19 protein-coding genes are annotated in these 24,757 nt (G+C 64.4%); 13 read left to right on the plus strand and 6 right to left on the minus strand.

The window, feature by feature from the left end; all coding sequences use genetic code 11:
• Positions 1-81: 81 nt before the first annotated feature.
• The gene (locus tag ACOOHF_RS06080; RefSeq protein ID WP_420463802.1) at positions 82-1,176 is read right to left on the minus strand and encodes an IS630 family transposase; all 1,095 of its coding nucleotides are present in this window, start codon (positions 1,174-1,176) and stop codon (positions 82-84) included.
• A 175-nt stretch (positions 1,177-1,351) separates the two neighbouring features.
• Here ACOOHF_RS06080 and ACOOHF_RS06085 point away from each other — a divergent pair, with 175 nt between their 5' ends.
• Together ACOOHF_RS06085 and ACOOHF_RS06090 are read left to right on the plus strand one after the other, a co-directional pair.
• Positions 1,352-2,770: a transposase gene (locus ACOOHF_RS06085; RefSeq protein ID WP_420462981.1), complete on the plus strand. Its 1,419-nt coding sequence runs from the start codon at positions 1,352-1,354 to the stop codon at positions 2,768-2,770.
• Between the two features lie 182 nt (positions 2,771-2,952).
• Positions 2,953-3,450: a very short patch repair endonuclease gene (locus ACOOHF_RS06090; RefSeq protein ID WP_420463803.1), complete on the plus strand. Its 498-nt coding sequence runs from the start codon at positions 2,953-2,955 to the stop codon at positions 3,448-3,450.
• Between the two features lie 57 nt (positions 3,451-3,507).
• Here ACOOHF_RS06090 and ACOOHF_RS06095 read toward each other — a convergent pair whose 3' ends face one another.
• Genes ACOOHF_RS06095 through ACOOHF_RS06115 form a run of 5 tightly spaced genes read right to left on the minus strand, consistent with a single transcriptional unit; the run spans position 3,508 to position 12,375 of the window.
• Positions 3,508-5,580 (minus strand): AIPR family protein, encoded by a 2,073-nt coding sequence (locus ACOOHF_RS06095; RefSeq protein WP_420463804.1) that lies wholly within the window; start codon positions 5,578-5,580, stop codon positions 3,508-3,510.
• The gene (locus ACOOHF_RS06100) at positions 5,570-6,580 is read right to left on the minus strand and encodes a PD-(D/E)XK motif protein (RefSeq protein ID WP_420463805.1); all 1,011 of its coding nucleotides are present in this window, start codon (positions 6,578-6,580) and stop codon (positions 5,570-5,572) included. Before ACOOHF_RS06100 ends, ACOOHF_RS06095 begins: the two co-directional genes overlap by 11 nt.
• Positions 6,567-9,245 carry a Z1 domain-containing protein gene (locus ACOOHF_RS06105; protein ID WP_420463806.1) on the minus strand — a complete coding sequence of 893 codons (2,679 nt, stop codon included), beginning with the start codon at positions 9,243-9,245 and terminating at the stop codon, positions 6,567-6,569. The genes ACOOHF_RS06100 and ACOOHF_RS06105 overlap by 14 nt, the downstream gene beginning before the upstream one ends.
• Positions 9,242-10,729, minus strand: a complete 1,488-nt coding sequence (locus ACOOHF_RS06110; RefSeq protein ID WP_420463807.1) for an ATP-binding protein — start codon at positions 10,727-10,729, stop codon at positions 9,242-9,244. The genes ACOOHF_RS06105 and ACOOHF_RS06110 overlap by 4 nt, the downstream gene beginning before the upstream one ends.
• Positions 10,726-12,375 (minus strand): DNA cytosine methyltransferase, encoded by a 1,650-nt coding sequence (locus ACOOHF_RS06115; protein WP_420463808.1) that lies wholly within the window; start codon positions 12,373-12,375, stop codon positions 10,726-10,728. The genes ACOOHF_RS06110 and ACOOHF_RS06115 overlap by 4 nt, the downstream gene beginning before the upstream one ends.
• 700 nt (positions 12,376-13,075) lie before the next feature.
• Here ACOOHF_RS06115 and ACOOHF_RS06120 point away from each other — a divergent pair.
• The 11 genes from ACOOHF_RS06120 (at position 13,076) to ACOOHF_RS06170 (ending at position 24,739) form a co-directional block, all read left to right on the plus strand.
• Positions 13,076-13,501 carry an amidohydrolase family protein gene (locus ACOOHF_RS06120; RefSeq protein ID WP_420463809.1) on the plus strand — a complete coding sequence of 142 codons (426 nt, stop codon included), beginning with the start codon at positions 13,076-13,078 and terminating at the stop codon, positions 13,499-13,501.
• Positions 13,502-13,885: 384 nt separating this feature from the next.
• Positions 13,886-14,419 (plus strand): amidohydrolase family protein, encoded by a 534-nt coding sequence (locus ACOOHF_RS06125; RefSeq protein WP_420463810.1) that lies wholly within the window; start codon positions 13,886-13,888, stop codon positions 14,417-14,419.
• A 75-nt stretch (positions 14,420-14,494) separates the two neighbouring features.
• On the plus strand, positions 14,495-15,265 hold the full coding sequence (locus ACOOHF_RS06130) for a hypothetical protein (RefSeq protein WP_420463811.1): 771 nt from the start codon (positions 14,495-14,497) through the stop codon (positions 15,263-15,265).
• A gap of 10 nt (positions 15,266-15,275) precedes the next feature.
• On the plus strand, positions 15,276-17,690 hold the full coding sequence (locus tag ACOOHF_RS06135) for a xanthine dehydrogenase family protein molybdopterin-binding subunit (protein WP_420463812.1): 2,415 nt from the start codon (positions 15,276-15,278) through the stop codon (positions 17,688-17,690).
• Between the two features lie 32 nt (positions 17,691-17,722).
• Positions 17,723-18,142 (plus strand): secondary thiamine-phosphate synthase enzyme YjbQ, encoded by a 420-nt coding sequence (locus ACOOHF_RS06140; RefSeq protein WP_420463813.1) that lies wholly within the window; start codon positions 17,723-17,725, stop codon positions 18,140-18,142.
• A 106-nt stretch (positions 18,143-18,248) separates the two neighbouring features.
• Positions 18,249-18,497: a hypothetical protein gene (locus tag ACOOHF_RS06145; protein WP_420463814.1), complete on the plus strand. Its 249-nt coding sequence runs from the start codon at positions 18,249-18,251 to the stop codon at positions 18,495-18,497.
• 95 nt (positions 18,498-18,592) lie between these two features.
• The gene (locus tag ACOOHF_RS06150; protein WP_420463815.1) at positions 18,593-18,787 is read left to right on the plus strand and encodes a hypothetical protein; all 195 of its coding nucleotides are present in this window, start codon (positions 18,593-18,595) and stop codon (positions 18,785-18,787) included.
• Positions 18,788-18,824: 37 nt separating this feature from the next.
• Positions 18,825-20,333, plus strand: coding sequence for a leishmanolysin-related zinc metalloendopeptidase (locus ACOOHF_RS06155; RefSeq protein WP_420463816.1), 1,509 nt, complete (start codon positions 18,825-18,827; stop codon positions 20,331-20,333).
• Positions 20,334-20,349: 16 nt separating this feature from the next.
• A complete protein-coding gene (locus tag ACOOHF_RS06160) occupies positions 20,350-21,774 on the plus strand; it encodes an FAD-dependent oxidoreductase (protein ID WP_420463817.1) in 1,425 nt (474 codons plus the stop codon).
• Between the two features lie 222 nt (positions 21,775-21,996).
• Positions 21,997-23,223 (plus strand): efflux RND transporter periplasmic adaptor subunit, encoded by a 1,227-nt coding sequence (locus ACOOHF_RS06165; RefSeq protein WP_420463818.1) that lies wholly within the window; start codon positions 21,997-21,999, stop codon positions 23,221-23,223.
• Between the two features lie 295 nt (positions 23,224-23,518).
• Positions 23,519-24,739, plus strand: a complete 1,221-nt coding sequence (locus tag ACOOHF_RS06170; protein WP_420463819.1) for an ISL3 family transposase — start codon at positions 23,519-23,521, stop codon at positions 24,737-24,739.
• Positions 24,740-24,757 lie beyond the last annotated feature (18 nt).

The following is a 24,757-nucleotide window of genomic DNA, read 5'->3' on the forward strand; positions in this document are numbered from 1 at the left end:
GTCCCTCGCCGAGCCACGAATAACGTTTCGCCATCGGCGGCGATCAAGGTGTTCGCGACCGGCGTCACCGACAACAGGCGCCTAGTGTCGCGTCCCAGAGATAGCTGTACATAGTCTCTGGATCTTCTGAAGGATGGAGTCCGCGGTGGCGGTCCACATGAAGGGTTTCGTGCCGGAGTTGTTGTAGTGCTCGGTGAAGCCGAGGATCTTCTCCTTGAGCTGGGTGACCGAGGAGAAGGAGCCGCGGCGGATGGCTTTCCGGGTGATGATGTTGAACCAGATCTCGACCTGGTTGAGCCAGGAGGAGTAGGTGGGGGTGAAGTGGAGATGGTAGCGCGGCCGGGCGGCGAGCCAGCGCTTGACCTTGGCATGCTTGTGGGTGCCGTAGTTGTCGACGACGAGGTGGATGTCGAGGCCGGGAGGCACGCTGGCGTCGATGTGCCCCAGGAAGCTCAGGAACTCCTGGTGGCGATGCCGCGGCTTGCACTGGGCGATGACCTGGCCGGTGGCCACGTCCAGGGCGGCAAAGATGGTGGTCGTGCCGTGGCGGATGTAGCCGTGCGTGACGCCTTCGACGTATCCGAGCCCAAGGGGCAGCAGAGGCTGGGTTCGCTCCAGCGCCTGCGTCTGGCTCTTTTCGTCCACGCAGAGGACCATCGCGCCTTCGGGCGGGTTGAGGTAGAGTCCGACGATGTCGTGGACCTTCTCGGCGAAGAACGGATCGGTGGAGAGCTTGAAGTGCTTCTGCCGGTGGGGCTGGATGCTGAACGCGGTCCAGACGCGGTGGACGGTGGACTTCGAGATCCCCGTGGCGTCCGCCATGGAACGGCAACTCCAGTGCGTGCCGCCATCGGGAGGCTTGGTCTCGAGCGTCTTGCTCAGCAGCCCCATGATTTCGTCGTCATCGATGGAGCGCGGCTTGCCCGGCCTGCGTTCGTCGTACAGGCCCATGAGGCCTTGGGTTCGAAAACGCTCGCGCCACTTGCCGACCGTCTGGCGGCTGGTGCGAACCCTCTCGGCGACCGCCTTGTTATCCAGGCCATCGGCGCACAGCAGCACGATCTCGGCCCGGCGCACGAGTCCGGCGGGCAGACTGCGCGATCTCACGAGCGAATCGAGTTCCTCACGGGCCCCCTGGCTGACTTCGAGCTCCTTCAACGGACGTCCCCGGGACATGGTCTCTCCCTCGTTCGGGTGGGTGAGGGGAAAGGTACCCTGTTCCCGTCATTATGTCACGCTATTTACGGGACACGACACTAGCAGTCCGTGGTAAAAGTCGGGATGTTCCGCGCCGGCATTGATGGTTAGATTGTGGCCGGGACAGGAGTGGCCAGTCAGTCGGAGGTGGGCGATGGCGATGGGGCGGCGGAGGGGCGGGCGGCAGAAGGCGCTGTTCGTGGCTGCGGCGGGGATCCGGGCTCCGGGGCACCCGTTCTACCGGGCGCTGGACGGGATGCTGGCGGAGGCGGGCTTCGACGGGTTGTGCGAGGAGACGTGCGCGGCGTACTACGCGGAGCGGCTGGGCCGTCCGAGCGTGGCGCCGGGGGTGTACTTCCGGATGCTTGTGGTGGGGTATCTGGAGGGGATCGGATCTGAGCGGGGGATCGCGTGGCGGTGCGCGGAGTCTCTGTCGCTGCGGGAGTTCCTTGGCTACGAGCTGGACGAGAACCCGCCGGACCACTCGACGGTGTCGCGGACGCGGCGGCGCCTGTCGGCGGAGGCGCACGAGGCAGTGTTCGCCCGGGTGCTGGAGCTCCTGGAGGAGAGCGGGCTGTTGAGCGGCAAGACGCTGGGGATCGACTCGACGACGCTGGAGGGGAACGCGGCGATGCGGTCGATCGTGCGGCGGGACACGGGGGAGGGATACCAGCTGTTCCTGGAGGGTCTGGCGGAGGCGTCGGGGATCGAGACGCCGACGAGGGCGGACCTGGCGAAGCTGGACCGGAAGCGGCCGAGGAAGGGGAGCAACGAGGACTGGGAGCACCCGCACGACCCGGACGCGCGGATCACGAAGATGAAGGACGGGCGGACGCGCATGGGCCATAAGCTGGAGCATGCGGTGGACATGAGCTCGGGGGCGGTGTGCGGGCTGACGGTGCAGCCGACGACGGGTGGCGACTGCGCCTCGCTGCCGAAGACGCTGGGGGAGGCGCGCGGGCAGCTGGAGCGGGTGGGGGCGGAGGTTCGGGAGCTGGTGTGCGACAAGGGCTACCACTCGAACGCGACGATGAAGCGCCTGGCGGGGCTCGGAGTGCGGAGCTACGTGAGCGAGCCGAACCGGGGTCGTCGGAGCTGGAAGCGGGACCGGGCCGCGCAGAAGCCCACCTACGCCAACCGGCGCCGGATCCGAGGCGCTCGTGGCAAGGGCCTGCTGAGGGCGCGGGGCGAGAAGCTGGAGCGCGCCTTCGCCCACATGCTCACCACCGGCGGCATGCGCCGGACGCACCTGCGCGGGCACGAGAACATCCGCAAGCGGATGCTGGTGCACGCGGCCGGGTTCAACCTCGGGCTCCTGATGCGGCACCGGTACGGCTACGGCACGCCGAGGAGTCTTCAGGGCAGACGTGCGTCCACGCTTCAAACGGGAGGCCTCCGGGTCGCTTTTTCGGCCCTTTTCCGGCCGAAATCGCGCGTTTTCGGCCACCCGGGACCCGTCGAGGCCCGGATATCACTCCGACGACGCCCCGGCCGCGTCGGCGCAACAGTCCGCCGACACTTTGCCGAGGTCATATTCCGTGGCCCGCAGCGCGCTTTTGCCACGGCCTGCTAGGGCCGGTCGCGCGCCATGGCTCACGGCTGCCATCATGTTCCCGTTTGCGGTCCCGCCGCTGACGAACATGCGCGTGTTCACCCCCTAGGATCTCACCTACGGGTCGGGTTTCCAGACGCTCGCGGCCCTGACCTCTTGTATCGGTCGATCAGGTGTTCTTACCCTGCCGCCCGCAAGACTTGATGCCACTGCTCGACGGATCCACAGGTGGAGGCGAGCCGCAAATGGTCGATTCAGGGACATCCCCGCTCAACAAGCGAAAACCGAGCGACAAGCCGCCCTCCGCAGCGCGTAGCGCCAACATGGCGAAGATCGGTCCTAAGGACACTCGACCGGAACTCGTCGTCAGGCGGCTGCTACACAGCTTGGGATATCGCTACCGTCTGCACAGCCGGGACCTTCCCGGGACGCCCGATATCTGCTTCCCATCACGCAAGAAGTTGATATTCGTTCACGGCTGTTTCTGGCACCGCCATGACGGCTGCCGCCAGACAACGACCCCGAAGACCCGAACGTCGTTTTGGGAGAACAAGTTCCAACAGAACGTGGTTCGAGACCGCTTGAACTCGGAAAAGTTAGGTGACCTTGACTGGGACACGATGGTCGTGTGGGAGTGCGAGACCAAGGATCTCGACAAACTCACGCCTCGTCTCGTCGCGTTCCTCCTCCCGGACCCCTGAAATCTCCTACGCCCAGCAGCTCTCCGTCACCGGATCCCACACATGTCCCAAAGCGAATCAGCCGCTTGGAGGAGGCAGTTCTTCTCGATAGCCGTTGTCCTGCAGTCTCATGAGCGTCCCCATGACTCGTACCGATTGCTTTTCGGTCGGCAACCGTTGGGGCACCTTGGCGGCGACGCCGAGCACCCCGATCTCGGTCGGGGACAATAGACCCTCGTCCCGTCCCCACTTCAGTGTCTTCTTCCAGAACTCTCCACCTGCGCTCACTATCGCCATCTGCGCTTCAATACCGTTGAGCTGGCGCTGTTCCCGTCGGGCGCTACGGGTGGCGCTCTGCCTGTCTTCGGCGGACACGAGTTCGTCGTCGAGTCCCGCGGGCCACTCAACGCGGATCGCGCTGGCCCGCGACCAGCACGCCTGCTTCTTGGCCCACTCGGTCACGTTACGCATGCCTTCGGGCGGCTCAATCAACACATCGTGAACTCCCTTTGCCACGACTGCGATGGTCCGCCGCAAGACTGGTCCGGGTGCCTGGCGTCGCCAAATCCCCTCGAAGTCGACTGCACGATTCGTGTTCTTCACGTAGTGTCCGATTCTTGCGATCGTGTACGCAACGATGTTCGCGCGGAATCCTCCTTGATACCAGGGTTGGGCTGACACGATGCGCTCGGTCGCGCGAAACACGATCGCTTTGGCGATAGCTTCCCGATACCAGGCCTCGTTGAAGCTGTCTGAGTTGGTCTCCCAAGCCTTCCCGATCCGGCCAGCAAAGGCCGCAAAGTTCTTCTGCGCGCCTAGACTTACTTCGTGGGGTCGTCCTTCCCATACGTTCAGGAACTTAGCGAGGTCAGTCTTCGTGAACCGCTGGCGGCGCGGGTACTCGATGTCGAACTTCTTCCGCTGAGCTCGGGTCAAGTGTGCCCGACCATCAGCGTATTGCCCGCGCGCACGCTCGTAGAACCACTTGCTCTGCTGGAACGTACCGTCCGGAGACGGTGCATACATTCGCCGGGAGAAAGCCTCTACTCGCACATGGAACGGGTGATTCGAGAAGAAGTCAGACGCGGCCACTCGGTTCTGGCTGTTGGCGTACTCGGAGATTTTGGGAACCAGCGTCACGGCTCGGTCCGGATCTACGACGGAGAGCTTCATCTGAATGAACGTCTGAGAGATGTCGACCTTGTTGCGCGTTGCGGCGTGGATGGATGCCGTGGTCTGCCCCCCGTTTACGACTTGGAAATTCCTGAGACTGCGAAGCAGCAGGCGGTCACCGTCGTTGCTGATCTCAACACCCTCGGCCGTCGCAGTGATCCCGTTATTGTACGCGAAAAACAGCTCCGGTTCGTGAGCGAGAGTGTCCCTGATCCTTCGGTTCACCTTGCTGCGGGCCTGCAGGAAGACTCGAACGTTCTGCTCAAGTAGTCGGGAGCCCCATCGATCGTAGATCGCGGAGAGAACCGGCCCTGGTACCACGGCGAGATACGATTCGTGGTCCCCTTGGACTTGCCGCGCGGGCAAGATCGGAAGAGGGCCTCCAAAGTCGTTGGCGAGATCCACCTCGATGACCTCTGGCTCAGGGCTGGCAGTTGCTCGATACAGCCGACGGATATCCCACACGCTGTACATTGCGGGCTTCCCCTCGAGTACTCCGGCCGGTCGATGATCGACGCGCTCACTCAACTCTCGATTGGTGATCAGCAGTAGACGGACCTTTTCGGTGGTCGGCCAGCGCTGTGCGATCAAGTCGGCAAGTCCGAAGGCTGGACTGGTCTCCTCGAGGGCGCCGCGCCATCTTGCCTGTAGGGCTTGGCGAGCGAACTTCGCGAGCCGACGGAAAATTCCATCCATCTCGCTGCCCGTTAGCCGTACGATCGAGGGCTCGGGGCGAAAATCGAGGATGAGCAAGGTGAGCGTGCCGGAAGCATCCCAGGGATCACCCCCATATCCATCAACTCGGATCCCTCGTGTAGGGGCGCGGTACGGAACTCGGACCGCTTCGTCGAGCTCCCCGGTCTCGACGAGATGGTCGGTCGTGACGTCGAAGAAACTGTCCTCGCGGAACTCGCCATCGGCGTCTGCTTCCGCGAGCACGTCCTGCCGGAGCTGTTCGTAAAATTCGTCAATCTGCATCGAGCCCTCCAAGCATGGCGTCCGCCAAGTCACGCTTCTCAACCCGAAATTCCCTGCATTGGGAGAGCGCAATCACATAGCGCACTTCATCTACGCCGTCCGGTACGATCTCCGGGGTGATCCGAGGGAATCCCTCCACTACCTCGAACAGAGCTTCCTCCCCGATTAGCCATCGAGAGTCCGAGTAATCGTCCGTCCAGTCGAATCCGGTAGCCAGCAGGCGCTCCTCAAATCCGCCATCTGCCGACATGTCCCCCGCTCTGATCAACTCCCGGGTTCGGCGGGCTACGTCGGTCACCGTCACCGCTGAGCCTGAATTCTGTGGCGCGCTCCCCACCTCAGACACATGCAGGAAGAGACGTGAAGTGCCCGTCGCGTGCAGCTGCCCGGCCGAGGAGATCGATATCACGGGGGTCAATGGTGCCCGGGCTTTTGCCTCGATTCCGATCAGCCCGATTTCAAAATCCCTAGGGAATCCTAGGGGGCCGCCCCAACTCTCCACCGCTTCCCGTGGCGGAACGGTGTTAAGAACATGCCCCTGCAGGACGAGAAGCTCCCCGATCAAGCCCATCTGTTCTCGATGGCTTAGCCGACCGTCTCGCCCGCCCCTCAGCAGCCTGTGCCACCGCCAGGTTCGCATGACCAACCGGTCGGCCGCCTCCTCACCGGATCGAGCCGATCGCGTAGCCTCAACGATATCTCTGCAGAGTCGATGGAAAATATCCAAGTGGTCTTCGTCGGTGAGCCGGACGATGAGCAGCAGCGTGGCCCCGCCCACAGCGCTCTGGACCTCAACTCTTAGGCCTTTCAGGGTGGGTAGTCGGTGCGATGGGCGCCGATCAGCCCCGAGCTGTAGCATGAGGAGGTAGTTCCTGTGTTCGTCCAGCGCCCAGTAGAGTCCCCACGCCCCGCTCCCCACACCCGGGATCCTCCGCGCGCTAAAGTTCCCGGATTCCCTAGGCGGCTCAATCTCTCCCCACGGATGGTCACTCGTCATCATCATCGTCGTCCATATCGTCGGTGTAGTATTCTTGATACCACGTCTTGTTGACTAGGTATTCGACCGTCTCTTCATCTCGATCCGCGTTCGGAAAGCTGATACTCCACGCGGCCACGGGTCCTTCCTTCAACTGCCCCTCGGCGTCCCCTCCAATGGCAAGCAAGTGAACCACCAAGAGCGGCTTCTTGCGGATCCTCCGGTAGATCAGGTCAGGGTAATTCTCAGCCTGAGGTTCCAAAATCTTGTAAGCTTGCTGCGCCGCTCGTATCTCCGCCTTTGTCAGCCCAGCCTTCTCAACTCCTCGGCTCGCTACTCGCTGCTTGTTCGTCACCATCAACATCGTCTTATCGCTACGTTGGCCTGGTGAACGGCGCTGACAAACTAGCGGGAAACCCAAGATGTCTGTCACTAGGGACCCCGATGTCGGTCGCCGAAGCCCGACGAACAGCACATCCCATTGTCTCAATGCGTCGACTCGTTTCCCAATGTACCCCCGCACCGGCTCGCTCTCGGTCGTGGAGGACCCCGGGTGGTTCCTGAAGGCTCCAAGAAAGGCATCCACGAGCGCGACCGGCACGTCGCGAACCAACCAACCTTGGTCATCCCGCTCCGCCTCCAAATCAAAGCCTCGGCTCCGCATGTCTTCGGCCAAACGCACGACAGCCCGAAGATTCTCCTCGACCGTCTGTTCATCTCGGTGAAGGACGGCTGTTTCCACGAACCGATTTGCAAGCCCAACCAGTACCTTATGCTTCTCACTAGACCCCATCTTGTTCCGAGCCGTGACCATGAGCGTGTCCGGATGGCTGCGGACCTTAAGCCCAAAGTCGCGGGGGGTCGCACCCACCCGCTCCATGCGAACCAACTCGTCCCGCAGTTCGTCGATCGACTCGGCAACGTGCTGATACCAGCCTTGGGCCTGCTCCGGCATCCATATCCGGCAAAGGTCCTCGTACCCGTCCCGATAGCCAAACCAGCGTCCCATCTGGAACAACGTGTCGTACATCAAGGATCGGCGGAGGAAGTAGCTCACCACCAGCCCCTCTAGTGTCAACCCCCGTGAAAGTGACATGCCTCCCACCGCAATCACATTGAGCCCCGCTTCGGCTTCATCCACGTACCGCAGTGAATCAGACGAGCGGCTGTTGATCTCAGCGACTCTGATCGCACTCACACTCTCGAGGAGCTGGTGTTGAATCTCCGGCCAGCTTGGCGTGTCCAGCGCGCCAAAGTGTCTCCTATAAACACGATGTAGCTCCATCATCTCCGGATCCGACCGGGCGGTGTCGACGGGCTTCGTTCCGTTCACTCGGATGCTTGCCGCTATCTGATCTACGAGGGCATGGATCTCGTTTGTCACCCGCCGCTGGACCGCTACGAACCGAGACACATTAACCAGCATCGAGTTGTGGGCTCGTTCATGACCCCGCGTAAGCCTAATCGCCCTAGCCAGCACGAACACCCGAACCGCCTCCTCGAGACTCTTCGGAAGCGCCGTGATCAAGTGTTCCTTCGAGTGAGACATGGGCAACAAATCATGATGGTCACTCACGTTACGCAGGACCACGTCCGCCGAGTCACGGAATGCACGGGCTGCGCCAAAGTAGTTCGAAGGAGGATTCAAGCAGACGATAAAGTCACGCGGGAAGAGATCCTCTCCCACCATCTTGTGTTCATCATCTGGATCAATGAAGATGTTGGCGAATGGGGTCGCGGTGTACCCCAGATAACAGGAGCGCTCGAAGATGCTCAATAGGCCACGTACCTGGCCATTGATCGTGGAAACCTGAAGCTCCCGCTGCTTGATGTTGATCGAAGCGTTGTCGGCTTCGTCATCGATCAAGAGCATGGGCTCACGGATGCGATCCGTGCCAAGCCTCGCGTTGTGTGTCTTCAGCCAGCCTTCCAAGTTTTGAAGCGTGTTCGTGTTCTTCTTGATGATAAATACAACCGGCTCCCGAAGATCCTGCAGTCGGATGTTGAGGCTCTCGGCAACATCTCGGCTGAAATCCTTGATCGCAGTGGTGAAGGATACCGGCTTGCGTCTAAGGTCGTAGAGACCTACACCGACCGGCGTTTTTCCCCAACTGCGGATTCCCAATGACGTGTCGAAGCCAATGAAGCCCTCGTCGACTCGCTGCTGCGTCTGATCACGTAACTTGTTGTGCACGCCTGCCATTATGATTACTATGCGATAGCCGGCATCGGCAGCCTTCGTTGTAACGCCTAGGTAATTTGCAGTCTTCCCCGACTGGACGTGGCCGATCACCATGCCTCGTCGATCCCACTCACCGGGTTTGCGAGGGTTCTCGAGGTAGCCAACGATTCGATCCGTATCTCGGTCGATCTCGGCTATGACTTGGCGGGACAAACCCCGCTGCGCCAGAAATTGGCGGTAGCGCTGCCAATAATACCAATCGATCTGTGAACGTTCGGCGTCCAACCAGGGCTGAAAGGGAACGTGGAGAGCGTTTGCCGGCCGAATCGTGATGTCGTAAAGGGTCTCTAACTCGAGCGCGAGTTGTTCCGCCTCATCGTCCGTGACCTCCGGATAACTGGGTCGAGCTTCTGCAACGACTTGGCGGATCGTCTCTTGGGTCGGGGATTTCGCTTCCGCAGCGAGAAGGGCTTGCGCGACGATTCTCATGCGTTCGGGATAGGTCATTGTGCATCTCTCTGTTCAATCGCGTCGAGCATGTCGGCAGTAGTTGACCAATGCGTCCGGAACGGCTCTGCGGAACGCATCGAATCTCTAATCTGCTGAGAAGAAAGGCCACGGCTCCGCAGAATGTTGTACGTGACAGTGACGACAGGTAGCAGATCGGTGGGCGGGAAGGGGGCCGGTAGCACGGACTCGGGAGTGGCGCTCACGTCATGGTGAAGAGACTGAATCGGAAGAGCGGAGGCGAAAAGCCGCAGCAGCCGGTCGAAATCGCGGGCACGGTCGTCCTCGAGTGCGTCGCGAAAGGTCTTAACTATCGGATGGTTCTCGTGGATCTCGTAAGAGACCTGTGTCTTGTTTAGAACCCGAGACCAAATAGGCAAGCGGCTATGGGTTGCTTGTCGAGTGCCGCGTCCCTGGTAAGTTCGTTGGGACGCATCGACCATGCGGTGAACGATTCTCCTGAGTCGCCGGCGTACTGGCGGCGGCGGGTACGCCGACGCCTTCCTCACGTCGATCTTCCATTCCGCGTCCATCGTGTTTGGAATGTCGATCCCGACGCGGGCCAGCTTGGTCAATTCGCGTCTTGGAATGATGCGGAACCAAGTGCCGTGGACGATCAACCGACGATTCCGATACAGATAAAATCCTTGATTGCTTGCGTAGCCCTCAGGTCCCGCAAAGCGTTTCCATTCCGATGGCTTGACCTTGTCATGGTGGGGTAGCGTGACGGGCCAAATCCGAATGGGCCGGTCGCCGAGACTCATAGTGTCGACCTGATGATGCTGGGTCGCCGGATGACCCGAGTGGAACGGATCGAGCGGTTGCAGCGGGCGGTCGTTCAGCCACATTGCCACCCGCGCCCCTTCACGACCGGAGAGAAAACGGTGAAAAACGAATTCTAGATGCGAAGCAGCCTCGTCGAGTTGCCGGACAAGCTCAGTCTTGTCTCGTAGTCCGCTGGTACCGGCTAGGCGGTCGAGCTTTTCCCATACCACCAGCGTCCCGTCCTCACCGAGTCTTTCCACCCAGCGCACACCTGCGGCACGGTCGGAGACCGCAACAACCCAACGGTCCCGTGCTGCGACGACATCTAGGTCCCAGACCGCGCTGGACAGCGCGCCAGCCTTCCGGCTCACGACCGTTAGTCGACGGCATTGGGAGAACGAAGCGGTTTTGAGGCCAAGCCCGAACCGGCCAAGATCCGTCTCAGCCCGCGCTTCCAGGGGACTCCGAGTCCCGGGACGCATCGCTTCATGTAGTTCCTTCTCGATCATCCCGACGCCGTCGTCCAAGACTCCTATGGCAGGGAACTCGTCATGTGTGTCCGCGAGCAGATGGATCTCCTTGGCCCCCGCGGTAATCGAGTTGTCCACGACGTCGGCAAGCGCGGTTCGAAGGGAGTAGCCCACATCGCGAAGGCTCTCAATCAATGACGAGGCACGTGGCGGAAGTTCGAGTTCGTATTGACGGGAGTTTCTTGTCATGGTGTATCTGCCACTCGATGAAGAACGGCCGACTCGGATTCAAGTGAGGCACGACTCGCGGGGCTAGGAATGCTTGGCGCAGGCCGTTTGGGCGGTTCTACGCAGCGGTCGAGAACAGCACAAACCCGCTCCGCGATTTGTAAAGCGAGAAAGGGCGGTACTGCATTGCCAACTTGCACGTACTGCTGAGTTCGGCCGCCGCAGAAGAAGTAGTTGTCGGGGAAGGTCTGGAGACGCGCTGCCTCTCGAACGGTCAAGCTCCGACACTGGCTAGGATCGGGGTGGATGAAGTAGTGTCCGTCCTTCGCGATGTGACTCGTCACGGTGCGACAAGGCTGACCACCCAATTGCACCCGAAACCGGTCGCCAAACTTCCCTGTCCCCCAGCTCGCGTGATTGGGTGCCAGTTCCGTGGGGAAGTCACGAGCGTTCGGAGAGCGCCCCTTGGCCAAAGCGAACGCTGCTGCAAACAGATAGCGACCGAGATCCTCGGGCATGTGCCCCCTCGTCTCGTGGTTCGGAAGTCGGTTGAGGTTCGCGTCGAGAATCCAATCTCGCAAGTCACTTTGACAGGACATGGCCATACCCCCGACGGCGTCACGATAGGGACGCCCGGGCTTTCGCGCAGTCGCGAGCGCAAGATCGAGAGCTTGGTCGAAGAGTGATGCCTCCTCACTTGTCATCCGAGGTCGTTCGATCTGCTGAAGCAGTGCGTAGGCCGCCCGTACGGTGCCCCGCCATGCGTCATCGCTGTCACCACGGCTTAGCCGACTGCGGAGCATGGGCATGTTGCCGATCACGTCCGACAACGGCACGACAGCCTCTCCCTTCTCTAGGCGTATCAACGCCTCGACCGGCAACAGATCCGCGATGTCCCTCCGCACGCAAACGACAATGACGCGATGCCGTGCTTGGGGTATCCCGTAATCCTCGGTACGCACGAGAAAACCTCTCGGATCTCGATCTTCCTGCCAAAAGCCACCTACATCCCCTGGAGCCAGCGCAAAGAGGCGATATCGGTTCTGTCCCCCTGCGCTTCGAAGACTCGACATGACGCGGTAGAAGATGGGCTCGCCCAGAAGTCGAGCCGAAAGCATCCCCTTCACATTCTCCATGATGGCTACCGCCGGCTGCAACTCTCGGAGGACGTCCACATAGTCGGAATACAGCGACTGACGCTCGTCTTTGGCCGGGTCATAAGCGTCATTGCCGGCATTTCGAGCCCTCCCCACCAGCGAGTACGATTGACATGGGGGGCCGCCGAGAAGAACCGTTCGACCACCGTACTTCTTCCGGATGGCTCGAACTCGTGTGTTGACGAACGCGGTTGCCTCCGGGGTTCCGAGCTTGAGGCGTCTGGTCTCATCGCCCGCTTCACGCCATTCCTCAGGATAGAGTTTGTCCCAATCTGGCTTGCCTTTGGCTCCACCGTTCAAGAACTCATGGTATTCCGAAGGAAGTTCCAATGGGTGGAACTTTCTCAAGAACGCCCGCAGTCGCAGCGTCCGGTGAGCCGATTTCTCCATTTCGACGGAGAGTGCGATACGAAACCGGACAGCGTCACCGCCGCCGCGATACGCGGCGAAGCCTTCAGCGAGCCCTCCGGGGCCCGAGAACAGGTCGATCACGGGAACCGCGCTCGTCATGCCGACCACATCTCCACGGCTTCGGCTACGCCTCTTGTCCAATTGCGCGTGAACGTTGACTTGAGGGGAATCCGGCCCGAATAACGTGCCCGGTCGTCTCGGCAGCGGCAGCTCCCGGGGTGTGCCCAAAACGGAGGGACAAAGCCAGAAAGGGGTACGCCTTCCCCACAGGGGTGGCCCGGCCGAGATCTCTCGCAGGTTTCGAACAGAATCGCATTGGGGGGGTTACGCTCTCTCCGGTGCCGCTTCCACGAAATGTCCATCCGCCACGCGGGTTCCGGCACCGAGGATAGCTCCGGCGTCCACTCCCGTCATCCCATCGCCGGTCACTCTACCAGCGTAGCGGCCGGCAGGGCCAACGTGGGGCGTCCGCGAGCGACACAATATCGGAGACGCCGTCACAGCCGAAAACAGGTCTTGTCTCCGTACCCGAGGGAGCCAGCCCGTAACGTAAGAATCCGACCGAGCGACCGGAGTTCGCAGCGGGTTCTCGGCCGGAGTCATGTTGCCATCTGGCGGTCGGCCGGCTTGACTCGCCAGACTTCAACAGACCACGTCGCCACAACCGGTGAGGGTACGATAGCTGACCTACGCGCTGCTGCGCTCGGCCCCGCTGCTTCGGTCGTCGGCCCGGGCGCTTCGGTCCTAGGCGGTGGTCTCCTTGACCTTGGCTGCGTTACCGGGCTGCGCTTCGGAAGAGGTGCCGTCGCCCCTTGGCGAGGCCACGCTGGCGATCGACGGCGTCTCAGTCATCCCGATGGGCGGTGAGCGCGTCCTCACCGGGATGGCCGTCTTGGTCGGCGGCGGCCGCGTGCTCGCGGTCCGGGCGTCGGCCGACGCCGACATCCCCGACAGCGCGGTCCGGGTCGAGGGTCGCGACCGCTTCCTCATCCCGGGCCTCAACGACATGCACGTCCACTTCCGGGAGAAGCAGGCGCTCGGGCGGTTCCTGGCTACCGGAGTGACCGGCGTGCGCATCCTGTCGGGTGGGCCGCATACGCTCGACTTCCGCGACCGCGTCCGGCGCGGCGAACTCCTCGGACCCGACATCCACACGGCGGGGGCCAGCATCGAGGATTGCCGCCCCCGGAATTCGCGGCCGTCATCGACACCGCGGGGCGCGTGATCGTCCGAGACAGCATCGACGGCGCCCGCGCCGTGCGGGAGCAGCACGCCGCCGGGTACGATTTCATCAAGGTGTACAACAACGTGCCCGCGCCGGCCTGCCGCGGTATCGTCGCCGAGGCTGGCGAACTCGTCATACCGGTGGCCGGGCATGTCCCCTTCGAGGTGGGACTCGATGGTGCCCTCGCGGCCGGCCAGGCCAGCATCGAACACCTGCGCGGCTACGTCTGGCACCTCGTGCCCGAAGACGCACCGGCCCAACCCGGCCCCGATCTGCGATCGCGCACGCTCGCCTGGGCGCACGGAGCTCCCTCGCGGATCCGCGGGCTCGCCGAGCGCACTCGCGAAGCCGGCGCGTGGAACGTTCCGACGCTCTCCGTGCGCCATGATCATGAAGCCGGACCGCTTGGTCGACGCCTACCTCGCCACGGAAGAGGCTTCGCACAGGACCAGGGACATGCGCACCTTCTACACCGAGCGCATGTCGATCCCGTGGATGAGCAACTTCACGCCGGACGATTTCGAAGCCGCGATGGATGGGTTCGCGGTCGCCGATTCCCTGATCCGCGCGCTGGTGGCTGTCGGCGCCCCCGTGATGGCCGGCACGGACACGCCGCCCCTCGGCTTTGCCCTCCATCGCGAGTTGGAGGAACTGGTCACTGCGGGGCTTTCGCCGTACGAGGCGTTGCAGAGCGCCACGGTCAACCCGGCCCGCTTCCTCGCGCGGGGTGAGGGCGCCGGCATGGTGGCGGAGAGGAGCTCCGCCGACCTTGTACTGCTGGAGGGCAGCCCCCTGGAAGCCATCGGAAACACGCGCCGGATCGCGGGAGTGGTGCGGCGGGGCGAAAGCACCGACACGCCGTGGCGCCGGATCCCGCGATCGGCGCGGGAGCGTGACCCCTCGCTGAGCAACAGTTAACGTGGTTCGGTTACCACCCCGACGCCGGCGGATCGGGGTGCTCCGATTTCCGCTATCGCCGGAGAGGTGGAGACGATGAGACGCTTCGGGGCCACACTCCTGGGGGGCGTGCCGGCGTTGGCTCTCGCCGCGAGCGGTGCGATCGCCCAGGAGCTCGACGAGATCTGCCCGGATGCGCAGCCCGGCACGGGCGCGCTGTGGGGTCTCGTGTCGGACGCGGACGCGGGCATCGGCCTGCCCGGCGCGACGGCCGTCGCGACGTGGGAGAACGACGGTGATGCGGTGCGGGCCGAGGGACAGACCGCGCTCGACGGCGGTTACGTGCTATGCCATGTTCCGCTCGGTGTCGAGGTGTCGGTCCAACCCATCGTGGCGGATTTGGGTGGGGCCGCCGTCGTCGCGACGCTCACGGACGATTTCCTGCGGGTGGACCTCGGTTTCTCGCTGACGGATGCCGGCGCTGACGACCGTCTGTGGGCCTGTCCCGACTTCCGCGTGGACCCTGACGGCCGTATGCGGGGATTAGGCCTCCTGCGCTGCGACTCCGATTGGGGAGAGCTTCAGGCGTGCCCCCGGGAGGAGGAGCACGGTGAGGTGGAGGCGGCCGTTCCCCTGGTGTCGCGGGTCATGCTGCTCAGCCCCGCAGAGATGGCCGCGCTCCAATCCGGGGGCCGCAGGCTGGATGGCGGGGCGGGCTCCGTGGCGGGACTCCGCGAGGCCATCGGCAAGCTGGTGGCGGACGCGAAGCGGCTGAGCGCCAACGCGCTGATCAACTGGGACAGGCAAGGGGCGACGCTAACGGCGAACGCCGTCACGATTACAGTGGACCCGTCCACCTGCGACTGAGGCCCGGGATATGCATCCGCACGAGTTAACGCCCGCGCAGCTCGCTGCCGCGGAGGATCCGGACAGGCTCCCCGGGCTCGCCGCCGCCGAGTTCACGGCGTTGGGTCGCCGTGCGCGAAAGGTCGAGGGGCTGCGCAAGACGACCGGCCGCGAGATCTACACGGACGACATCGTCCTGCCGGGGATGCTGCACGGGAAGATCCTCCGCTCCACCGAGGCGCACGCGCGCATCGTCTCCATCGACACGTCGGCCGCGGAGGCGCTCGAGGGCGTACACGGCGTCATCACCGGCCGCGACATGCCGACGCCGTACGGGATCATCCCCTGGACCCGCGACGAACACGCGCTGTGCGTCGACAAGGTGCGCTTCATCGGCGACGGGGTGGCCGCGGTGGCGGCGGTGGACGAGGACACGGCGAACGCGGCGCTGGAGTTGATCCGGGTCGAGTACGCGCCGCTCCCCGTCTATCTCTCCCCCGAGGAATCGCTGAGTCCGGAAGGCGCAGCGGAGCCCATCCACGCGCCGCGAAAGTCCGGCCACAACGGCAACGTCCTCAAGCACGTTCACCTCGAGTTCGGGGACGTGGACGAGCGCATGGCGCGGGCGGACGTCACGGTGGAGGGGGAGTACTTTTTCCACGGGACGACGCACACGCCGATCGAGCCGCACTGCGCGATCGGCAAGCTGAATCAGGACGGCTTGCTGGAGGTGTGGTCCTCGACCCAGGTCCCGCACTACCTGCAGCGCGAACTCGCGCGGGTGCTCGACCACGATGTGGCGAAGCTGCGCGTCGTTCAGCCCGCCGTGGGCGGTGCCTTCGGCGGCAAGTCCGAGCCGTTCGACCTCGAATTCTGCGTCGCGCTGCTGGCCATGCGCACCGGCCGTCCGGTGAAGATCCTTTACACGCGCGAGGAGGTGTTCTACTCGCACCGCGGCCGCCACCCGATGCACATGAAGTACCGGCTCGGCGCCTCGCGGAACGGGAAGCTGATGGCGCTCGACGCGAAGACCGTCCTCGATGGCGGCGCCTACGCGTCGTTCGGCCTCGTGACCACGTACTACTCGGGGCAGCTCCTCACCTCGCCCTGCCACATCGAGTCCTATCGCTTCGACTCGACGCGCGTGTACACGAACGTCGCCCCCTGCGGCCCCAAGCGCGGCCACGGCTCCGTACAGCCGCGCTTCGCGTACGAGATCTCGCTCGACAAGATGGCCGAGAGGCTCAGCCTCGACCCGTTCGAACTCCGCCGCCGCAACTTCATGGGCACGGGCCGGACGGTGAACGAGTTCAAGGTGCGCTCGAACGGCTTCCTGGAGTGCCTCGAGGCGGTGGAGCGGGCGAGCGACTGGAAGCGACGCTACCGGCAGCTGCCCGGCGGTAAGGGGCTGGGGGTGGCCGCGTCCTCCTATATCTCCGGCACCAACTATCCCATCTACCCGAACGAGATGCCCCAGGCGGCGGTGCAGGTGCAGATCGAACGTTCCGGCCGGGTCACGGTCCTGCACGGCGCGTCGGAGATCGGGCAGGGCTCCGACTCCACCATGGCCTACATCGCCTGCGAGGAACTCGGCGTGCCCCTCGACTACGTGCGGGTGTTCTCCGCCGACACCGACCTCACGCCCGTGGACCTCGGGGCCTACTCGTCGCGCGAGACCATCATGGTGGGCAACGCCTGCGTCGAGGCCTGCCGGACGCTCCGCGCGCAGGTGACGGAGGCGGTTGCGGAGGCGTGGGGCGTGCCCGCCGCCCGCGTGCGACTGGCCCGCGGCTGGGCCTTCGACGCGGAAGCCCCGGAGGAGGCGGAGCGACGGCTCCCGATCTCGGAGGCCTTCAACCTCGCCGAAGTGAAGTTCGGGCTGCTGGGCGCGGTCGGCTCCTACAACACCCCGAAGGATGTCCACGGAGAGTACCGCGGCGGGACGATCGGCTCCTCCCCCGCCTACTCGTTTACCGCGCACGTGGCCGAGGTCGAGGTGGAGGAGGACACCGGCGTCGTCAACGTGAAGAACATCTGGGTCGCGCACGACTGCGGGCGGGCGCTCAACCCGGTGCTCGTGGAAGGCCAGATCGAGGGCTCGGCCTACATGGGCTTCGCCGAGGCGATCTTCGAGGAGCAGTTGTTCAGGGAGGGCGATGTGGAGGGTGGCCTGCACACCTCACCCTCCCTGCTGGACTACAGGATCCCCACCTCCATGGACTGCCCCGAGTTCGAGGCGCTGATCGTCGAATCGGTGGACCCGGAGGGACCCTACGGCGCCAAGGAAGCGGGGGAGGGGCCGCTCCATCCCTCGCTCCCCGCGATCGCGAACGCCATCTACGACGCGGTCGGAGTCCGCATCGACGCGCTGCCGTTCACGCCGCAGCGCGTGTGGCGAGCCCTGCGCGCGCACACCGCCGCCGCCGCCCGCGAGGACGTGGCCTGAACCGCGACCGAGCCGCCGTGTCTGATTTCGGGATGAGACAGTTCGTCCGGCAACTGGGCGTCGACACGCGGGGGAAGGGTCTGTACGAGATCACCCGTCCGATCCTCGACTGGGTGGCCCACCTCGAGATCGAGACGGGCATGCTGACCGTCTACATCCGCCACACCTCGGCGTCTCTCACGATCCAGGAGAACGCGGACCCGGATGTCCTGCACGACCTCGAGACGTTCTTCGCCCGCCTGGTGCCCGAAGATGACCCCGTCTATCGCCACACGATGGAGGGGCCGGACGACATGCCGGCCCACATCCGTACGGCGCTCACCCAGACGCACCTCGCCATCCCGCTCGTGGATGGCGCGCCCGCCCTCGGCACCTGGCAGGGCATCTACCTGTTCGAGCATCGGCGCCGCCCGCACAGCCGAACCGTGGTCCTCCACGTCACCGGCGCCTAGCAAGCGGCCGTCGGGTGCGGGAGGATGGCGGTGTTCATACTGTGTTGACGGGGGCGTTCAGGTTGGTTGCAAGAACGCCAAGCTGGTCCGGTATGGGAGCGTGTTCATGGCCGAACGTTTGCTGAACGTTGTCCGGGGCTTCGGCTCCATCTTCGACCTGTGGCCAGGCACCAGGGATGGCGAGTGGTATCCGTACGATGCGGATACTGTTCTCCGTCGCAGCTGGGAACGGACGGGCGAGGCGATTTGGCAAGCAATCGAAGAGCTTGGGCATGCCGAAGAAGAAACGCCGCCGGACGGACTCACCGACGATCCCCACGAAGGGCACGGGGGAAGCACCAACTCCAACACCTGATCCTGGCGACCAGCCCGTGCGGTCGCGCACGCGCCACCGCGGACCCCTGATCGCTGGCTCACGAAAAACGGGGGCAGCTGTCAGGAGCGCTGGTTGTGTTCGCCGTGCTCGTCTGCAGCGGATGGGCTCTCAACCTCGGCCACGAAGACTTCGCCATGACTCTGGGCGGCTGGACCCTCATAGGCGTTGCCGCGATCTTTGTCCTGGGTCGTCTCCCCGATTGGTTCCGGGTTTTGCGCAGTCAGAGCGACGAAACCAGGACCCCGGAACATGGTGATGCGCGCGACTGATCCCGACCACAACGGGCCCCTGGGAGTGATGCCACGGATGAGCCGCCCGCGCGGGGTAGCCCCTGGCAGGGCAGCCACCTGGGCGTTCGCGGTCCTCGCCGGCGCGTGGGCCGCGGCGTGCGGCGACGGAAGCACGGAACCTCCGCTGACCCGGCCCCCGATGGTGATCGGTGCGATCCCCGACTTCGAGCTGGCCGTGGGGGACACGGCGACGCTGGAGGCGTCGGGCTACTTCAGCGATCCGGACGGGGACGTCCTCTCTTACGCAACCAGGTCCTCCGACGTGGGGGTTGTGGTGGCCGACGTGTCCGGCAGCACGGTGCAGGTGATCGGTGCGGGCCCCGGGACGGCGACCGTGACGATCACGGCCCGTGATCCCGAGGGCCGGGCGGCGGCCGTGCGCTTCGGCGTGACGGTGCCGAACCGGGCACCGGTGGCCGCGGTCCCGATCCCCGCTCTGACGCTGGCGGTGGCAGATACGGCGCGCGTGGACGTGTCGGAACACTTCACCGACCCCGACGGCGACCCGCTTGTGTACGAGGCGGCGTCTTCGGACCCGGCTGTGGTGGGCGTCGCCGCGGCGGACGACATGGTGCGAGTCGTCGCCATCGCACGGGGGAGCGCGACCGTGACAGTGACCGCCCGCGACCCCGGCGGCCGCGCGGCCGAGCTTTCCTTCGCTGTGGAGGTTCGTCCCGGCCGCCGCGGATTCGACATCGCGCTCAGCTTCGGCGGCACCGTCACGGAGCCGCAGCGGGCCGCGATCCGATCGGCGGCGGAACTCTGGATGTCCGTCCTCGCCGACACGGAGCTTCCGGATGTGCCCGTCAACGATCAACTCGAGTGCCACGGCGCGCGCACCTCGGAGCCGGTGGGCACGATCGACGACCTGATGATCCTGGTCGAATTCCGGGATATCGACGGCCCCGGGCGGACCCTGGCCCAGGCGGGCATGTGCCAACTTCGGGAGGGGTCAATGCTCCCGGTCCTGGGCGTCGCGTTCTTCGACACGGCCGACTTCGATGGCCTCATCGGGTCGGGCGACGCGACGGAACTCGCGGTCCACGAGATTGCCCACACGTTGGGATTCGGTCTGCTATGGTCCCGTGTCGGCCTGCTTCGCGATCGGTCCTTCGGAGTGGGAGCGATCGATACGCACTTCACGGGCCCCCTGGCGATCGCCGCCTTCGACGAGGCGGGTGGTACGGACTACATGAGCGGCGCGAAGGTTCCGGTCGAGAACCTCGGAGGAGGGGGGAGCGCGAACCTCCACTGGCGGGGTTCCGTGCTGAGAGGCGAACTCATGCGACCGCTCAACGCCCTCGGCGAGCCGGAGACGTTCAGCGCGATCACCATCCAGTCGATGGCCGATCTCGGCTACACGGTCGATGCCGGTCTGGCGGAGCCGTACATGCTGCCCTCCCGCCGCGCCGCCGCGGGCGAGGAACCGGGCCGCGTGGTCGACCTCGGCGACGATGTGCTGACGGGGCCGCTACAGGTAATCGATGCGGCCGGCCGCGTCGTTCGTGTGCTCCGCGGCCGCTAGCTCAGGATACGAGGACGTGGCAACCGGTCGAGAAAGGACAACGCCGCGGCGCATAGCCATCGTTGGCGGAGGCATATCGGGGCTGGGGGCCGCGTGGGCCCTGCATCACGACCGGGACCGGTTCGATTTCCGGCTGTTCGAGGCTCAGGACCGGATTGGCGGGAACGCGATAACTGCCGACATGCCGCAGGATGACGGCAGTTCCATTCCCTTCGACATCTCCGTGACCGCCTGTATTCCGTCGGTATATCAGCACATCCTGTCGTTGATGAGACAGTTCGACATTGAACTCATCGATACCAGATTCAGCTACAGTGTGAAATACCGGGGTCGTCTCTACGCCCACGACTTCGATTCCGAGATCAGGGAAGATCTGCAATCCGAGATTGCGAAGTTTCAGCGAGTCCTGAGGCGACTGAAGTGGTTCGGCCCGCTGAGCCGTTCGCGGTCGCAGTTTCTGAACGCCCTGAACCCCTTCAACTACGTCAGCATGGGGACGGTGCTGAATCTGGCCGGTTGTTCCGGGGACTTCAGGTACAAGATACTGAAGCCCATGTTCGTCAACTTCCTGATGGCGACGAATGTCTTCGATCTGCCTGCCTCTCTCTTTGTGAGATATCTCGACTTCTTTGATATCGAGAGCGCCACGCCCATGCAGACGTGGGACCAGGGCACGCGACGCATCTACGAGAACCTGTCGGCCGACTTCCGGGACAGGATCTATCTCAACCGGCCCGTACGAAAGGTGTATCGCCGGTCGTCCGGCGTCGTGGTCGAGGACGAAGACGGCGTACGGGAGGCGTTCGACGAGGTGATCCTCGCATGCAACGCGAACCAGACTCTGATGATCCTCGACAATCCCACGATGCTGGAGCGCTATATTCTCTCGTCGATACGCTACGAGAGCGAACTTCACAACCACACGGTCGTGCACTCGGACGCCTCGGTCCTTCCGGATAACGAAGTGAAGCCCCTGACGACGCGGAGTAATCATATCGAGCAGTACGGCGCCAGGCCGGACAATTATGAAATCACGTATATCATGCACAACCAGCAACCATGGGCGAATCGATCCGACAAGCCCTGCCTGGTGACCTACAACCCCATCAGCGACATCGATGAGCAGAAGATCATCGGAAAGTGGTGGTTCCAGCATATCGTGCATGACGTGCGCCATGTCGCATGGCTCGTCCCCCTGTTCCGATTCATTCAAGGGAAGAGAAAGACGTGGCACTGCGGCGCACATACTCTGATAAATAGCCAGGAAACCTGCCTGGTTAGTGGCCTCGCCGCTGCCAGACAGCTCGGTGCGGTATATCCATTCGACGATCCGGAGGCGAGGCGGACGTTCAACTATTACGGGGGTATCATGTATGGTTGGGCGTTCAGGAAAGCGAAGGGCCAGGGCCGGGTTGGCCGGAATGGATTTCGATCCGGTTGACAGAGCAAAGTTCGGATTTCTATGCTCAAGCCGGACGAACCACGTCTCGGCAAGAGGAGGAGGACTGCGACATGGAGGAACCGGATTCGGGCCGCCGATCCCCCTTCACGTCCTCGTCCAACGGCTGGTTCTACCGTGAACTCTCGTGCCCATGCCGCCAGCCAGGCTTCCGCCGCCCCTGCGGTCCGGTTGAGCCTCTCGGCCGCCACGGAGTAGGTGCCTATGCTGCGTAGACTGCTATTCGGATCGAGTCTCAGGATCATCCTCTTCATCGTCTTCGTAACGGCGGCGGGGACGGCGCTTCTGCTCTCGCTCGCCCCCGAGCCGGCGAGCCGGGAGCCGCCCCCCCAGGTTCCGTTCGCGCAGACCGGGCAGGTCTCGGCCGGATCGGGCGCGATACCGGTGTACGGGTCCGGAACCGTGCGGCCAAGCGCGGAGATCGATATCGCGCCGCAGGTGGGCGGGAAGGTCGTGTGGGTGGATCCGGGGTTCCAGAGCGGAGGACGCGTGGAGGCGGGCCAGACGCTCTTCCGCATCGAGGAGGCGGACTACCTGTACCGCCTGCAGGAAGCCGAAGCCAACCTCGCCTCTCGCCAGGTCGCGTTCCTCCAGGAACAGGAACAGGCGGCGATCGCCCGCGCCCAGTACGAGCTTTATTCCGACCGTCGAGGGGCCGGGGCTGCGTCGTCCGAAGCGAGTCCGCTCACGCTGAGGGAGCCCCAGCTGGAAGCCGCCCGCGCCGCGCTGAGCCGCGACTCGGCCCGGCTTGCCGACGCGAATCTCGCACTGTCCAGAACCGGGGTAACCGCACCCTTCGATGGCTTCGTCCGCGATGAGTCCGTAGGCGTGGGACAGATTGTGAGCCCCGGACAACCCGTCGGACGGCTGTTCGCCTCGGACGCGGTGGAAGTGGTCGTCCCCCTGTCCGATGCCGAAGCGGCCCTGATCCCGGGGCTGTGGGAACTTCGGGCGGGTGATGGAGATGGCGAAGTGGCGGCCCGGGTGATCGCCCGATACGGAGAAGGGGCGTTCGCCTGGGAAGGGTATGTGGACCGGGGCGAGGCCTCGCTCGACGCGCAGACGCGAACCATAGACCTGATCGTGCGTGTATCGGATCCGTTCAACACAGGGGTCCCGGCGGACCCGTCCGATGCCGTCGGCGGTCATCCGCCCCTGCTGATCGGCAAGTTCGTGGAAGTGGAAATCGAGGGCCTCTCACCGGATCGCTACTTCCGGATACCGCGAGCGGCGCTGCAACCCGGGAACGAGGTCTGGACGGTGAATGATGGCGGCGGCGTGAGCATCGTTCCGGTACGGGTGCTGCAACGCGCCAACGACCAGGTGTTCGTGACCGGCGCCCTGGAGAGTGGTCAGGCGGTGATCACCGGCGGAATTCCGTTCGCCACCGAAGGCATGCGCGTTCAGACCGAAACCGACGCGGCACGGTGAGTTCGACACGGTGAGTCCGACCGACGGCATGCACCGGGAGCGTTCCGGGCCGATCGCCTACATGGCAGATGCTCACAGATTCGCATCATGTTGCGACGTTGCACGTTACGGGATTCTGTGGACGGCTTCCCGCTTTTTAGTGGCTCCTCGCTGTTGGGGGTGGATGAGGGGCGGTAGAGTGGCGGGGCCGGCGGCGGTGGCCGCCGGTGCCCGAGCGGGTCCGTGACGTGCCCGGTGGTCTCCGGGGCCGGCCGGGGCGGTGGGGGGACGCGGAGCGGCCGGGCGGGACGGCGGCATGGCGGAGCGGGGACTGTTCGAGCGGGCGCTGGGGCTGGAGTGGCCGTGGCGGGTGGAGCGGACGGAGTTCGACGCGGCCGAGCGCCGCCTGGATCTGCATCTGGACTTCGAGGCGGGCGGGACGTTCGCGTGCCCCTCGTGCGGGCGCGGGGGCTGCAAGGCGCACGACGCGAGCCCGAAGCGCTGGCGGCACCTGGACTTCTTCCAGCACCGGGCCTACCTGCACGCGCGGGTGCCGCGGGTGAGGTGCCCGGCGTGCGGCGTGAAGCAGGCGAGGGTGCCGTGGGCGGAGCCGGGCTCGGGCTTCACGCTGTGGTTCGAGGCGCTGGTGGTGGCGCTGGCGCGGGAGATGCCGGTGCGGGCGGTGGCCCGCCTGGTGGGCGAGCACGACACGCGGCTGTGGCGGCTGCTGAAGCGCCGCGTGGGGGAGGCCCGGGCGGATGTGGACTTCTCCGGCGTGCGCGCGGTGGCGGTGGACGAGACGGCGTGCCGGCGGGGCCACGACTACATCACGCTGTTCGCGGATCTGGACCGTTCGCGGCTTCTGTACGCCACGCCGGGGCGCGACGCTTCGGTCGTGCGCCGCTTCCGGGAGGACCTCGAGGCGCACGGGGGGCACGCCGGGCAGATCCGGGACCTCTGCATGGACATGTCCGCGGCCTACATGAAAGGGGCGTGGGAGGCGTTCCCGGAGGCCGGCATCACCTTTGACCGTTTCCACGTCCAGCGGCTCATGAACCGGGCGGTGGACGAGGTGAGGCGCCAAGAGCGCAAGGAGCGTCCCGAGCTGAACCGCACCCGCTACCTGTGGCTCAAGAGGCGGAGCAAGCTCACCGCCTCTCAGCGGCGGTGGCTCGGCGAACTGCTCGATCCGTCGCGGCGGGGACTGAAGACGGCCCTCGCCTACCGGATCAAGCTCGCCTTCGAGACGTTCCGGGATCTCCCGCCCCGGCTGGCGGAGGTCTACCTCGACAAGTGGTGCTCGTGGGCCGCCGAAAGCGGCTTCCAGCCCGTCATCGACGCGGCGAAGACGATCGGGAAGCACTGGGACGGCATCCTCCTCTGGTTCCGCTCGAGGATCAGCAACGGCATGATCGAGGGCATCAACTCGCTCGTCCAGGCCGCCAAGGCCAGGGCCCGCGGCTACCGGACCACCGAGAACTTCATCACCATCGCCTATCTCGTGTGCGGCAAACTCAACTTCAAACTACCCACTTGAAACAGCGAGGAACCAAGT

Source organism: Candidatus Palauibacter sp., assembly GCF_965216145.1.
Lineage (GTDB): Bacteria > Gemmatimonadota > Gemmatimonadetes > Palauibacterales > Palauibacteraceae > Palauibacter.

Bases quoted from the DNA above. Each gene is read 5' to 3' on its own strand.
- ACOOHF_RS06115 (WP_420463808.1), bottom strand. From the start codon at position 12,375: ATGACGAGCGCGGTTCCCGTGATCGACCTGTTCTCGGGCCCCGGAGGG.
- ACOOHF_RS06110 (WP_420463807.1), bottom strand. From the start codon at position 10,729: ATGACAAGAAACTCCCGTCAATACGAACTCGAACTTCCGCCACGTGCC.
- ACOOHF_RS06105 (WP_420463806.1), bottom strand. From the start codon at position 9,245: ATGACCTATCCCGAACGCATGAGAATCGTCGCGCAAGCCCTTCTCGCT.
- ACOOHF_RS06145 (WP_420463814.1), top strand. From the start codon at position 18,249: ATGGCCGAACGTTTGCTGAACGTTGTCCGGGGCTTCGGCTCCATCTTC.
- ACOOHF_RS06165 (WP_420463818.1), top strand. From the start codon at position 21,997: ATGCTGCGTAGACTGCTATTCGGATCGAGTCTCAGGATCATCCTCTTC.
- ACOOHF_RS06090 (WP_420463803.1), top strand. From the start codon at position 2,953: ATGCCACTGCTCGACGGATCCACAGGTGGAGGCGAGCCGCAAATGGTC.
- ACOOHF_RS06100 (WP_420463805.1), bottom strand. From the start codon at position 6,580: ATGATGACGAGTGACCATCCGTGGGGAGAGATTGAGCCGCCTAGGGAA.
- ACOOHF_RS06085 (WP_420462981.1), top strand. From the start codon at position 1,352: ATGGCGATGGGGCGGCGGAGGGGCGGGCGGCAGAAGGCGCTGTTCGTG.
- ACOOHF_RS06125 (WP_420463810.1), top strand. From the start codon at position 13,886: ATGATCATGAAGCCGGACCGCTTGGTCGACGCCTACCTCGCCACGGAA.
- ACOOHF_RS06170 (WP_420463819.1), top strand. From the start codon at position 23,519: ATGGCGGAGCGGGGACTGTTCGAGCGGGCGCTGGGGCTGGAGTGGCCG.
- ACOOHF_RS06080 (WP_420463802.1), bottom strand. From the start codon at position 1,176: ATGTCCCGGGGACGTCCGTTGAAGGAGCTCGAAGTCAGCCAGGGGGCC.
- ACOOHF_RS06130 (WP_420463811.1), top strand. From the start codon at position 14,495: ATGAGACGCTTCGGGGCCACACTCCTGGGGGGCGTGCCGGCGTTGGCT.
- ACOOHF_RS06095 (WP_420463804.1), bottom strand. From the start codon at position 5,580: ATGCAGATTGACGAATTTTACGAACAGCTCCGGCAGGACGTGCTCGCG.
- ACOOHF_RS06155 (WP_420463816.1), top strand. From the start codon at position 18,825: ATGAGCCGCCCGCGCGGGGTAGCCCCTGGCAGGGCAGCCACCTGGGCG.
- ACOOHF_RS06140 (WP_420463813.1), top strand. From the start codon at position 17,723: ATGAGACAGTTCGTCCGGCAACTGGGCGTCGACACGCGGGGGAAGGGT.
- ACOOHF_RS06135 (WP_420463812.1), top strand. From the start codon at position 15,276: ATGCATCCGCACGAGTTAACGCCCGCGCAGCTCGCTGCCGCGGAGGAT.